The following is a 12,359-nucleotide window of genomic DNA, read 5'->3' on the forward strand; positions in this document are numbered from 1 at the left end:
TTCAACCATCCTGCTTCAGCGCCGCCAGAATACGCGGCGGTGACATGGGCAGCTGGCGCATCCGTACACCCGCTGCGTGCGATACCGCGTTGGCGATGGCCGCCAAGGGTGGCACGATCCCGGTTTCTCCGACACCGCGCACTCCGTAAGGGTGGCCAGGGTTCGGGACCTCGACAATCACCGTATCGATCATCGGAAGGTCACTGGCGACAGGGATGCGGTAGTCCAGGAAGATCGAGTTCTGCAGGCGACCATCGTCGCCGTAGATATACTCTTCGTTCAGCGCCCAGCCGATACCTTGCGCAGCGCCCCCCTGATACTGGCCTTCCACATAAGCCGGGTGGATCGCCTTGCCCGCATCCTGGATAACGGTATAGCGAGACACGCTGGTTTTACCGGTCTCGGGGTCAACCTCGGCGTCAACGATATGAATGCCAAAGGATACGCCTGCGCCCTCGGGTGTCGCCTCGAAATGGCCCGAGATTGGACCGCCCGTCGAACCCATGTTGGCCGTGATCTCGGCCAGTGGCAAAGGATCGAAATCGCCCGCATTGGGGCCCGACGGAACCGCGCAGCCGTTTTCCCATTTGACTGCATCTACCGGGATGCCCCACTTGGCCGCTGCCCGTTCGCACAGTTTTTCGACCGCATGTTTTGCTGCCTTGATGGTCGCCAGACCCGACGCGTAAGTCACGCGTGAGCCGTGGCTGACATCATTGTATCCGAGCGTGGCGGTATCCGCGATGGTCACCCGGATATTCTCGTAAGGGATGCCCAGAACCTCGGCTGCCATCAGCGCCATCGACGCGCGTGATCCGCCGATATCGGGCGTGCCCACCATGACCTGAGCCGAACCATCCTCGGACAAGGCCAGCGACACACTGGTTTCGCCGCCATGGTTGAACCAGAACCCGCAAGAAATCCCGCGTCCCTGCCCCGGCTTCAGCGGCGCCGAGTAATGCTGATGCGCCTTCGCGGCCTCTAATGATTCAACCAGACCGATCTGTTCATAGGTCGGGCCATAGCTGGCCTTGGTGCCCTCATGGGCTGCGTTTTTCAGGCGGACATCGATGGGATCAAGATCCAGTTTCTTGCACAGCTCGTCGATCACCGATTCAACAGCAAAAGCCCCCATAGGCGCGCCCGGGGCGCGATAAGCCGCCTGTTTCGGGCGGTTGGCCATCACGTCATAGCCGACCTGACGCACATTGGTCAGGTTATAAGGTGCAAAAGCACACATGGCGGTCATGTCACCCGGAGCGCCCGGGAACGCACCGCCTTGCAGACGAAAAATGCCTTCTGCCGCTGTGATTGTACCATCCTTTTTCATACCGATCTTGACGTCCATCGACGCCGAGGCCGTTGGCCCCGTAGCGCGGAACACTTCGGACCGGGACATCACGATCTTGACCGGACGATTGGCCTTGCGGCTCAGCGCCAGAGCGACAGGTTCGATGAATACGGTTGTCTTGCCACCAAACCCACCGCCAATTTCCGAAGCGGTCACCCGAAGTTGCGAAGTCTCGATCCCCAACAGCGCGGCACAGGTCTTTTGCGCGATCCAATGGCCCTGAGTGGTACACCACAACTCACCTTTGCCATCCGCACCCAACTGCCCCAGACAGGCGTGTGGCTCGATATAGCCCTGATGGGTCGCCTCGGTCACAAAACTGTCTTCGATGACCAGATCCGCCTCGGCAAACCCGGCCTCGACATCTCCGTGCCCGCTTTCGTGATAGCGCACAACGTTTGGGTGCACCCCTTCTGGAACCGAATAATCCGCGGCGCCTTCGCGGATCACCGGCGCGTCGGGGGCCATGGCTTTGTCCACATCAGTGACATGAGGCAGCACCTCATATTCCACCTCGATCAGCTTTACCGCATCGCGTGCAGCCAAAGCCGACGTGGCCGCAATGGCAGCAACCGCGTGCCCGTCATACAGTGCCTTTTCCCCGGCCATGACGTTTTCCAGCACGTTCCAGAATTCGCCTTCCAGCCCGGGCTTGAAGGGAACCTCGGCGAAATCGGCACGGGTGACGACAGCTTTGACGTACTTATGTGCCTCGGCCTTCGATGTATCGATGCGGACGATCCGCGCATGTGCGTGGGGCGAGCGCAGAATGGCGCCGTGCAGCATACCAGGGGCCGACATATCAGCACCGAACTTGGCACGGCCTGTCACTTTGTCCAGACCATCGGGGCGGTCAGGGCGCGTACCAACAAAGGTGAAACCAGATTTGCGATCGTCAAGTGCCATTACGATGCCTCCCGCAGGTCAGCTGCCGTGTCCATCACGGCGCGAATGATCTTGTCATAGCCGGTGCAGCGGCAGAGATTGCCTGCCAGCCAATACCGGGTTTCTTCTTCGGTCGGGTTGGGGTTCTTTTCCAGCAGTGACTTGGCTGCCACCAGAATGCCCGGCGTGCAGATACCGCATTGCAGGGCGGCATATTCGATCATCTTCTTTTGCAACGGGTGCAAAACATCACCATCCGCAATGCCTTCGACCGTTTCGATCTGCTTGCCCTCAGCCTCGACCCCCAGCATCAGGCATGAACACACCAGACGCCCATCAACGGTGACCGAGCACGCGCCGCAATCGCCCGTGCCGCAGCCTTCTTTGGCGCCGGTCAGGTTCAGCTTGTCGCGCAGGCAGTCCAACAGGGTTTCGCGGGGATCACACAGGAACTCGACCTCGTCGCCATTGACCTGAGTTGTTACGTGAAACTTGCTCATGCTTTTTCTCCCTTCGCGCGGGCATAGGCGATTTTCGCCGCGCGTTTGGCCAAAACTCCGGCGACCTCGGTGCGGAACGCGATGGTGCCGCGCTTGTCGTCAATCGGGTTGCAGGCCGCCGAGGCCGCCTCTGCCAGCGCCTCCAGAGCGGTGTCATCGAGCGTGCTGCCGATAATCGCCTTGGCGCAGTCTTCCACCAAAAGAACGGTTGGGGCCACGGCCCCCAGACAGACCCGCGCTTCGGTGATCGTGTCGCCGTCAAGGCGCAGGTTCACGCCCACACCCACAACGGCAATGTCCATTTCGGTGCGAGGAATGAACCGCAGATAGGCGTCGCCTCCGTTTTCGCCACGCGCCGGGATATGCACGGCGGACACCACCTCACCCTTGGCCAGGCTGGTTTTGCCCGGTCCGGTGGGGATGTCCTCGACAGCCACGGTGCGCGCACCATCCGGGCCGGTCACAGTCAGCGTCACACCTGCCGCAACCATCGCCGGGACCGAATCCGCAGCGGGCGAGCCGTTACACAGATTGCCGGTCAGCGTCGCGCGTCCTTGCACCTGGGTCGATCCGATCAGATCCATCGCCTCGACCACACCGGGCCAGTCCTGCCCCAAGGTGGTGTGTTCGCTCATCTCGGCGCCCGTTACAGCAACGCCAAGGGTCCAACTGCCATCCGCATTCTGCTCGATGTTGCTGACACCCTCGATTTTCTTGATGTCGATCAGCGTATCCGGCGTCACCAGGTCCGAGCGCAGCTGCACCAACACATCGGTGCCACCCGCTAAAAACCGGGTCGTGCCCGTCGCGTTGGCAGCCAGCGCCGAAGCCTCGGCAAAACTGGCGGGACTGTGATAATCCATGAAATTACCTCGTACCTGTTTATCAGGGAGAACTGGGTTCAGCGGGGACGTTAATTCAGGCCTCGCCCGCCGTCCATGGGGGGAATGGCAAAAATTCACCCCTCTGTTTCTGGGCGCGGTCCGCGTCTCTTTCGTTTGGATCACACCCGTTCAGATTTGATCAAACAGCCACTGTCGCATCAAATCCACAAGTTTGGGTTGCCGTGGCTTTTCCGGGGCCACTATGTAAAAGCCCGGATCACTGATCAGCGCCTGCCCCAACGCTTTGACCAACCGTCCCGATGCCAGGTCTGAGGCAACCAGAGCTTCATTGGCAAGGGCCACACCCTGACCTGCAACCGCTGCGTCAATGGCCAGGCTGGTCTGATTGAAATTCATCATCCGCGACTTACCCTGAACGCCCACACGCTCCAGGTACAATGGCCACAAACCATGCGCGTCGTTCAGCAGGACATGCTGCAATAGATCAGACGGCTGTAATACCTGCTTAGCCAATTCTGGTGCACAGACGGCGATCAGATCAGTTGAGAACAAAGGATCGGCGCGCAGGCCTGGTGCCTTTTGTGGGTGACCGTGGCGGACGGCGATATCAACGCCGTCGCTGTCAAACACAGCCAGTTTTTCCTTGGCGTCGACCTTCACCTGTATATCGGGATGTTTGGCCGTAAAATCAGACAACCGGGGCACCAACCATTTCGAGGCAAAGCTGGGCGTGACCGAGATGGTGACCTCATGCTGGTCCGAAATCTCTTCCACGGCGCTTTCGATCAGCCGAAACGCGCGTTTAAGCGGTGCATGAAACCTGCGCCCGTCCTCGGTCAGACGCAGACCACGTGGCATCCGGTCGAACAGGGGCACACCCAGCCGCGCCTCAAGCCCGCGTACTTGCTGCGCAACTGCGCCTTGAGTGACGCCTAGGTCTTCCGCCGCAAGGCGAAAGTTCAAATGTCTGGCCGCAGCTTCAAAAGCGCGAAGCGCGTTGAGAGGAGGCAAAGCTCGCATAAACACACACTGTAGATTTTCTACTGGCTTAGAGCAGAAGAACTGATTGGTCAAATGCGCGCTGCATTCCCAAACTCAGGGTAGGCAAGACATGGAGTTTGAAATGACCGACAAAATAGCCCTGGTTACAGCCGGTGGAAGCGGAATGGGCGCGGATGCAGCCCGGCGTCTGGCCGCCGACGGTTTCCAAATTGGCATTCTGTCCTCGTCAGGAAAAGGCGAGGCGCTGGCCCGCGAATTGGGCGGTGTGGGTGTTACAGCGTCCAACCAGTCCACTGACGATCTACAGCGTCTGGTAGACGCCGCAATGGCACATTGGGGGCGGGTGGATGTACTGGTCAACTCGGCCGGGCACGGCCCCCGGGCCCCGGTTCTGGAACTGACTGATGAAGACTGGCACACCGGTACGGATGTCTATTTCATGAACGCAGTCCGCCCGACCCGTCTGGTGACGCCAATCATGCGAGCCCAGGGTGGCGGATCGATCATCAATATCTCGACCTTTGCGGCATTTGAACCTGACCCGGTTTTCCCAACGTCTGGCGTGTTTCGCGCAGGGCTTGCTGCCTTCACCAAGTTGTTTTCCGATCAATACGCCGCCGACAACATCCGCATGAACAACGTGCTGCCAGGTTTTATCGACAGCCTGCCCGAGAAAGAAGAATTCCGCGCTCGTATCCCGATGGGCCGCTATGGGCGCAGCTATGACGAGATCGCGTCGGTCGTCGCAATGCTGGCCTCCGAAGGCGGCGGGTATATTACCGGGCAAAACATTCGGGTCGACGGCGGCATCACCCGCTCGGTCTGAGCTCAGAACCGCGCTTTTACTAAATGCGTCAGCGCCGCGCCGGTTTCGAAATAGGCGCGGCGCAGGCCGGCCCAGCGCTCGGTATGCTTTGCCACCGCAGGTACAGGCAACAGCGCGGGGTCATCGCGCAGAAGGCTCTGCGCCGCCAAACGGCCAAACACAGTCCCGGGCCCGATGCCGCGCCCGGAATAGCCGTGGATCGCAAGGGCGTTTGGCCCAAGCTGCGTGATTTTGGGCAGATGATCGGACGTCATCGCAATGCGCCCGTGCCAGCCTTGCTGAAAGGGCTGATCCGCCAGTTGCGGGAACAGGTCAGCCATTTTGCGCCTGATCCAAGCCTTGTGCGATGCGCTGCCTGCATGGCCCAAATCGCCCATAGCCCCCAGAATGAAACGCCCTTCCTGATCCATTCGAAAGGACGTCATGATCAGGCCTGTATCCCAACAGCCCTCTTGGCCCGGCAAGATGCTGGCCCGCAAATTGTCAGACAACGGCGCCGTCGCGTATTGGAAATAGTAGACCGGCACATAGGCTGGCGCGGTCTTGTGCAGGTCCTGATGATAGGCGTTGGTGGCCTGGATCATTGACTTCGCGCGCACTGCTCCCTGCGGCGTTTTCAGAACCCAGCTGTCACGGTCTCGTTCCAAGGATTGAACCGGGCTGTGCGCAAAGATATACGCCCCTGCCGCTTTGGCCGTCCGCGCCAGTCCGCGCACATAGCTGAGCGGCTGGATAGTACCCGCACGCGGATCAAATAGCGCGCCGTGGAATGCGGCGCTGCCGGTGCGATGGGCGGTCTGATCAGGTAACAGAAGTTCAACCGGTGCGCCCGTGGCGCTGAGTTGCGCGTGACGCGTCTGCAGATCACGAAAACCAGCCACTGAGTGCGCGCAATGCAGCGTGCCCTTGCGCTCGGGCTCGCAATCGATCTCATGGGTGTCGATCAAGTCAAACACCTCGGCTGGCGCGGCGGCCAGCAGGTCGATCAGGCGGTCTCCTGCATCCTCGCCCAAATGCGCGCGGATCTCGTCCGGCGGCACCCAAAGGCCCGCATTGGCCAGCCCGACATTGCGGCCCGAGCCGCCATGGCCAACCTCCTGCGCCTCAAGCAAACAGACCGATGCCCCCGCCTGCGCCGCTGTCAAAGCGGCAGAACAGCCGGTATAGCCTGCGCCAATGATCGCCAGATCAACGGTCAGGTCGCGGGTCAGAGGCGGCGTGTCCACATCTTCGCGGCAGGTGTGCTGCCAAAAGGACTGTTCGTGGTCGCTCACTTACGCCTCCTTGCGGTGTCCGGGCCCAGTAAAACGCAGGATCAGCCGGTTGCAAGAGCGCGCTGGTCCGCGCGACCCATGGCGATCAGGAACGGATTCGCCTGTTGTTGCGCCTGAAACGTCGTCTTGTCGCTCATACCGCGCCAGTTCGCCAGAACCAGAGACTGCGCCACCGCCCCGCTCAGGGTCGCACCCGGGCCAGTGACGATGAAAAGATCAGGGGCAAACTCGCGCGCGGCGGTCTGGATTGCACACGTGAAATCATAAGCTTCGGTGACCTGATGACCCAGAGTGTATTCCCAAAGCGCCCGTGTCTCGACAGCGCCCGGCCACCAGATCTTGCCGCGTCCGTCGATCAGCGGTCGATCTGGCTGATGGAACATGCTCGCCGGTAACTGCGCGCGCCCTTCCGCCGCAACCGGAGCCTGCAATGTCGTGTGGAACGCCGCATGGTTCGCCAGCCGCAGGGGAAACCGATCCTGCACTTTAGGCTGAGAGGCCTCAAACGCCGCAAGGCCCTCGGCGTTACCCGCAAGCACCAGCATTCCACCCAGGTCGATGGACAGCGCCAGAACATGACCTTCGATCTGGTTGATTCGTTCCACCTCTGCCAGCAACTCGGCCTTGCGTAGGGGGTTATCGGCCCAGCTTTCATCCGTGAAGGGATAGACCAATTGACCGCCGATCAAATGATCTTGCATCAAACTGCCCATCGTATTGACGACACGGAACCCGTCTTCGGGCGACACCGCACCTGCCGCTGCCAGAGCGATATACCAGCCCATAGAGTTTCCGGTGACAGCGACCACTTCGAGATCGTCCGCCAGTGCCTGCGCATCGGCCAGAGAGGCCGCATAGATCAGGGGCGAGGCCACATCGCCGCGTGAATATGTGCTAACCGCATATCGATCCGCGCTGTCCAGAGCGGTCACGGGCTGCTGGCCATTCTCGGCACGAATGACGTCAAAGCTTTGGAACATCCGCATCCGGTCAGCGTGATGCCGGTGCAGATAGCCCAATTCCGGCTTGTTATAGGTGCCCCTGCCGGGGCAGATCACAACGGCGGTTCGGGTCATGCGCGGCCTCCGGTCAGGTCGAGAGCAGCGGTCACGATGCTCTCTTTCGACGGGAGCGGCGCGGCGTAGGCTGGGCCGGTCGCGATGAAACTGTCCTCAGCCACCACGCGCGCAGTTGGGATCGAGGCGCATTTTTCGGCAAAGAGTGTTATCAACCCTTCGGACTGGCTGCCGGTGCGGCGGCATTCATCGACGATCAGGATGTGTTTGCACCCTTTGGTGGCCCTGATCAGAGCCTCAGCGGGCAAAGGCGCCAACCAGCGCATATCAATGATCCGCGTCTTCAGCCCTGCTGCTTCAAGCTCCGGCTGCGCCTGTTTCGACAAATAGTGCCCATTGCCATAAGTCACGATGGCCAGATCGTCTCCGTCGCCATGCACCCCGACCTCGCCCAGCGCGATGCGCTGATCCGGTGCGGGATATGTCGTCATCCAGCCCCCATCCTGCGCTGCGTGCAGATCACGCATGGGATAAAGCGCGATGGGCTCAAGGAAGATCACCACCCGCTGCTCCTCCCGCGCCTGCCGCACGCATTCCCGCAGCATCTGCGCGGCGTCCGCTCCGGTTGAGGGGCAGGCGATGATCACGCCGGGGATGTCGCGCAGAACGGCCAGAGAATTGTCGTTATGGAAATGCCCACCAAAGCCCTTTTGGTATCCAAGCCCTGCAATCCGCACCACCATCGGATTGGTGAACTGGCCGTTCGAAAAGAACGGCAAGGTCGCGGCCTCACCCCGGATCTGATCCTCGGCATTGTGCAGATAGGCCAGAAACTGGATCTCGGGGATCGGAACGAAACCGTTATGGGCCATCCCGATGGCGAGGCCCAGAATGGACTGTTCATCCAGCAAGGTGTCGATCACGCGATCCGGACCAAAGCGCTGTTGCAGCTTTTGCGTCACGCCATAGACGCCGCCCTTGCGACCCACATCCTCGCCCATGCAGACCACTTCACCATGCTCCAGCATCAGGTCGGTGAGTGCCCAGTTGATCAGACGACTCATGGGTTGCGGCTCTGCCATTGCGCGCATGTCACCGCCAAAGGCCGACGCGCGCGCGTCGGCGCTGGGGCCATTTGTTGGTTTGCACGGGCGTTTCGGGGGGATCAGGCTGGCCATGACCTGCGCGGCATCTTCCAGATGCGGGCGGCGCGCGGCCTCTGCGGCCACCCTGTCTGTGCGGGCGCAGGTATCGGTGTAGATGTGCAGCGCCTGTTCCGGTGTCAGCGCGCCCGCTTGATCCAACAGGCGCACGGAATGCAACAGAGGATCGTTGGCCTCATCCGCCTCGACCTCGGATTTCGACATATAGGTCGTCGGCACATCGGCACCGGCATGACCGTAAAGTCGCACGGTTTTCAGATGCAGAAACGCAGGCTTCCGGCGTGTGCGGACATAGTCCGCCGCCTCTTGCGCCACGGCAAACGTCTCATAAAGATCAAGACCGTTGGCCTGGAAATAGCGGATTCCGGGGCGATGCTCCATCGACGCCTGGATCCAGCCTTTTGGTGTCTTGACCGAAATCCCGATCCCGTTGTCCTCGCAGACAAATAACAGCGGCAGAGGGGTCGATTGCACGCTGGTCCACCCGGCAGTATTGATCGCTCCTTGCGCGGTTGAGTGATTGGCCGAGGCATCGCCGAAAGAACACATCGCAATCCCGTCTTCGGACAGGCAGCGATGCTCTGGGTCATGTCGCCGCGCCGCGCCCAAGCTGTAAGCTGCACCCACAGCCTTAGGCAGGTGGCTGGCGATGGTGGACGTCTGAGGCGGGATAGCCAATGCCTTGGAGCCCAGCACCTTGTGCCGTCCGCCCGAGGTTGGATCCTCTTTCGAGCAGGCAAAACTCAGCAGCATATCCCAGGCGATCTGCTGTCCAGGCACCTGTTCAGCCCGCGCGATCTGGAAGGCTGCATCGCGATAATGCAAAAAGGCGATATCCGTCGGGCGCAACGCATGGGCCACGGCGGCCATCCCCTCATGCCCCGAGGAACCAATGGTATAGAACCCCTGCCCCGCTTTCTGCATGGCCCGGCTGGTCCGGTCCAGCGCACGGCTGAGCACTTGCGACCGAAAAAGCAATACGGCCTCGGCATCGGACAGACCGGATCGCGGCGGCAGCCCTTCGGGCAGATCGCGGGCACTGACCCGTTTCAGGAAATTCTCATGAACGATCTGCGCGCGATCCATTGGCCTTCCTCTTTTCGTCAGGCCGAGCAGGCCGGAGACGACATTCTGTTTGCCGCTCAACTTAGAATCAGCCTGCGCGGTCAGTGCAAGCCTCGACGGCCAGACACTCATCGCGCTGGCGCAAAGGAAAAACCAGTGTTATTGCGTCGGAAAGGTATGAGGATATGTCATATGATTGCCCCCCGCCGCTTTCTGCCCTCTGTTTCGTCTCTGCTCGCGCTGGAGGCAGTTGACCGTCTGGGCAGTGCGTCAGCCGCAGCACAGGAGTTGTCGCTGACGCAAAGCGCGATCAGCCGTCAGTTGAAAACGATGGAGGATCAACTGGGCGTGACCCTGATCGAACGCAGCCAGATGCGCCTGCACCTGACGCCGGCCGCACAAACCTATGTCGCGACGGCAAGATCGGCCCTGCAGGACCTTGCTCAGGCCGCACTAAACCTCAAGGCCAACCCGGTGGGCGGATCGCTGAACCTGTCTATCCTGCCAGCATTTGGCATGCATTGGCTGGCCCCCCGTTTGCTGGATTTTGCACGCAAGCACCCCGAGGTGACAGTCAACCTGGGCACACGCCTGCGCCCCTTCGACTTTGCAACCCAAAGCTTTGACGCGGCAATTCATTTCGGACGGCGGGATTGGAGCGGTGTTGAGTACCTGCCGATTATGCAGGAAACCATTCTGCCCGTCTGCGCACCAAGCCTGGCCCCGTCCGGGTTCTCCAGCCTGGCGACCCTCGCCAATGCACCCCTGCTGCATATGGAGACACGCCCGGACGCCTGGGAACATTGGTTCAGCGCGCAAAACCACGTCGCCAGCGGGCTGACTGGTATGCTGTTTGATCAATTTGCAACGATGATCCAGGCCACTATTCACGGACTGGGCGTCGCGCTTCTGCCGTCCTATCTGATCCAGGAGGATATCCAAGCCGGACACCTTGTACCGGCCTGGAACGGTCCGGATGTCAGCTTGGGGGACTACTATCTGGTCTGGCCGACGGGCCGCCCAACCCCCGAACCTCTGCGTTCATTTCGCGCCTGGTTGACCGATCAGCTCGAAGGCTCAACGCGTCCAGTCAGCTGAGTTCATTGAGACAAAGCGCAAGAGCAAACTGCGCGGCCTTCGGCCTTGCGTCCTGCGGACGGCAGGGGGGGCCGGGCCCGCGCGAGCGTTGCTCGCGCGGGCCCGGCCCAACGGGAGGAGATGTTCCGACTGGAACATCGACGACGGGCGGGAGCTTTACGAGATCAGAGGTTCAGACATCCAGAGAACGCGCAATCAGTTCTTTCATGACCTCATTGGTGCCGCCATAAATCATCTGCACCCGCGCATCCGCGTAAAGCCGAGCGATCGGGTATTCCATCATGAAACCATAGCCACCGAACAATTGCAGGCATTCGTGCATGATCTCATTCTGCACTTCCGAGCCCCAGTATTTTACCATCGAAGCAGTGGCGGCATCCAGCTCTCCGGCCTCGAGCTTGGCGATGCAATCATTCACAAAGCTACGCAACACCTCGGCTTTTGTCTTACATTCGGCCAGCTTGAAGCGGGTGTTCTGGAAATCCATAACCCGCTGGCCAAATGCCTTACGCTCTTGCACATACTTCACCGTTTCAGTGATAGCAAAATCAATCGCACCCAGCGCCATGATACCAATCGACAACCGCTCCCACGGGAGTTGCTTCATCAATTGATAAAAGCCCTGCCCCTCTTCCGGCCCCAACAGGTTGGTCATCGGAACTTTGACATCTTCAAAGAAGAGCTCTGCTGTGTCGTTGCCCTTCATACCCAGCTTTTTCAGGTTCCGCCCCCTTCGAAACCCTTCGGTGCCTTCGGTTTCAACTGCAATAAGGGATACGCCCTTGGCCCCGAGTGACTTATCGGTCTTTGCGGCCACAATCACCAGATCTGCCGACTGCCCATTGGTGATGAAGATCTTTGATCCATTCATGCGATAGGAATTGCCGTCTTTCTCGGCGGTGGTCCGCACGGACTGAACGTCCGAACCGGTGCCTGGCTCGGTCATTGCCAGAGCACCGACCATTTCGCCCGAAGCCAGCTTGGGCAGCCATTTCTGCTTCTGATCTTCGCTGCCATAAGCCGTCAGATAGTGGATCACGATCGACTGGATGCCATAGCCCCATCCCGCGTCCCCGCGCGCGGCCTGTTCATAGAGCGTAACAGCGTCAAAGCCCATGCCGCCACCAACGCCTCCATAGGCCTCGTCAATCGATCCGGCCATGAGGCCTGTTTCGCCCGCCTGCATCCAAAAATCACGATCGACGACGCCGTTTTCGACCCAGGTCTCGACATTGGGCACCAAGGCGTCGTCCATGAACCGGCTCGCCAATTCGGCGAACATCTTGTGTTCATCGGTAACCCAAGCGGCGGAACTGGTGAAAAGGGACATGGCG

General features: G+C 60.3%; 10 protein-coding genes. 2 read left to right on the plus strand and 8 right to left on the minus strand.

Annotated features, from left to right (window positions below; translation table 11 throughout):
- Nucleotide 1: 1 nt before the first annotated feature.
- The 4 genes from GOW40_RS16960 to gcvA all read right to left on the minus strand — a co-directional run bounded on the left by GOW40_RS16960 (nt 2) and on the right by gcvA (nt 4,601).
- Entirely contained in the window at nt 2-2,257 is a 2,256-nt protein-coding gene (locus GOW40_RS16960) for a xanthine dehydrogenase family protein molybdopterin-binding subunit (protein ID WP_171133067.1), read from the minus strand.
- Nucleotides 2,257-2,736, minus strand: a complete 480-nt coding sequence (locus GOW40_RS16965; protein WP_171102513.1) for a (2Fe-2S)-binding protein — start codon at nt 2,734-2,736, stop codon at nt 2,257-2,259. The genes GOW40_RS16960 and GOW40_RS16965 overlap by 1 nt, the downstream gene beginning before the upstream one ends.
- Nucleotides 2,733-3,599 (minus strand): xanthine dehydrogenase family protein subunit M, encoded by an 867-nt coding sequence (locus tag GOW40_RS16970; protein ID WP_171102515.1) that lies wholly within the window; start codon nt 3,597-3,599, stop codon nt 2,733-2,735. The genes GOW40_RS16965 and GOW40_RS16970 overlap by 4 nt, the downstream gene beginning before the upstream one ends.
- Nucleotides 3,600-3,749: 150 nt before the next feature.
- Complete coding sequence (gene gcvA / locus GOW40_RS16975) at nt 3,750-4,601, minus strand: transcriptional regulator GcvA (RefSeq protein ID WP_171231095.1); 852 nt, start codon at nt 4,599-4,601, stop codon at nt 3,750-3,752.
- Between the two features lie 103 nt (nt 4,602-4,704).
- Here gcvA and GOW40_RS16980 point away from each other — a divergent pair, with 103 nt between their 5' ends.
- A complete protein-coding gene (locus tag GOW40_RS16980) occupies nt 4,705-5,409 on the plus strand; it encodes an SDR family oxidoreductase (RefSeq protein WP_171136720.1) in 705 nt (234 codons plus the stop codon).
- Between the two features lie 2 nt (nt 5,410-5,411).
- On the opposite strand, the gene GOW40_RS16985 is transcribed toward GOW40_RS16980, so the two are convergent.
- The 3 genes from GOW40_RS16985 to GOW40_RS16995 are packed head-to-tail and all read right to left on the minus strand — an operon-like array spanning nt 5,412 to nt 9,948.
- On the minus strand, nt 5,412-6,683 hold the full coding sequence (locus GOW40_RS16985; RefSeq protein ID WP_171133070.1) for an FAD-binding oxidoreductase: 1,272 nt from the start codon (nt 6,681-6,683) through the stop codon (nt 5,412-5,414).
- A 41-nt stretch (nt 6,684-6,724) separates the two neighbouring features.
- Nucleotides 6,725-7,759: an ACP S-malonyltransferase gene (locus tag GOW40_RS16990; protein ID WP_171133071.1), complete on the minus strand. Its 1,035-nt coding sequence runs from the start codon at nt 7,757-7,759 to the stop codon at nt 6,725-6,727.
- Entirely contained in the window at nt 7,756-9,948 is a 2,193-nt protein-coding gene (locus tag GOW40_RS16995; protein WP_171231096.1) for a dehydrogenase E1 component subunit alpha/beta, read from the minus strand. Before GOW40_RS16995 ends, GOW40_RS16990 begins: the two co-directional genes overlap by 4 nt.
- 171 nt (nt 9,949-10,119) lie before the next feature.
- On the opposite strand from GOW40_RS16995, the gene GOW40_RS17000 reads away from it, so the two are divergent.
- Nucleotides 10,120-11,025 carry a LysR family transcriptional regulator gene (locus tag GOW40_RS17000; protein ID WP_171133073.1) on the plus strand — a complete coding sequence of 302 codons (906 nt, stop codon included), beginning with the start codon at nt 10,120-10,122 and terminating at the stop codon, nt 11,023-11,025.
- Nucleotides 11,026-11,197: 172 nt separating this feature from the next.
- Here the strand turns inward: GOW40_RS17000 and GOW40_RS17005 are convergent, their stop codons facing one another.
- On the minus strand, nt 11,198-12,355 hold the full coding sequence (locus GOW40_RS17005; RefSeq protein WP_171133074.1) for an acyl-CoA dehydrogenase family protein: 1,158 nt from the start codon (nt 12,353-12,355) through the stop codon (nt 11,198-11,200).
- Between the last annotated feature and the right edge of the window lie 4 nt (nt 12,356-12,359).

This window comes from Ruegeria sp. HKCCA6707 (genome assembly GCF_013033515.1).
Classification (GTDB): Bacteria; Pseudomonadota; Alphaproteobacteria; order Rhodobacterales; family Rhodobacteraceae; genus Ruegeria.

What these genes read in the sequence shown, in the direction of transcription:
- GOW40_RS16970 (WP_171102515.1), bottom strand. Translation starts at nt 3,599, where the DNA reads ATGGATTATCACAGTCCCGCCAGTTTTGCCGAGGCTTCGGCGCTGGCT.
- GOW40_RS16990 (WP_171133071.1), bottom strand. Translation starts at nt 7,759, where the DNA reads ATGACCCGAACCGCCGTTGTGATCTGCCCCGGCAGGGGCACCTATAAC.
- GOW40_RS16980 (WP_171136720.1), top strand. Translation starts at nt 4,705, where the DNA reads ATGACCGACAAAATAGCCCTGGTTACAGCCGGTGGAAGCGGAATGGGC.
- GOW40_RS17000 (WP_171133073.1), top strand. Translation starts at nt 10,120, where the DNA reads ATGATTGCCCCCCGCCGCTTTCTGCCCTCTGTTTCGTCTCTGCTCGCG.
- GOW40_RS16965 (WP_171102513.1), bottom strand. Translation starts at nt 2,736, where the DNA reads ATGAGCAAGTTTCACGTAACAACTCAGGTCAATGGCGACGAGGTCGAG.
- GOW40_RS16995 (WP_171231096.1), bottom strand. Translation starts at nt 9,948, where the DNA reads ATGGATCGCGCGCAGATCGTTCATGAGAATTTCCTGAAACGGGTCAGT.
- GOW40_RS17005 (WP_171133074.1), bottom strand. Translation starts at nt 12,355, where the DNA reads ATGTCCCTTTTCACCAGTTCCGCCGCTTGGGTTACCGATGAACACAAG.
- gcvA (WP_171231095.1), bottom strand. Translation starts at nt 4,601, where the DNA reads ATGCGAGCTTTGCCTCCTCTCAACGCGCTTCGCGCTTTTGAAGCTGCG.
- GOW40_RS16960 (WP_171133067.1), bottom strand. Translation starts at nt 2,257, where the DNA reads ATGGCACTTGACGATCGCAAATCTGGTTTCACCTTTGTTGGTACGCGC.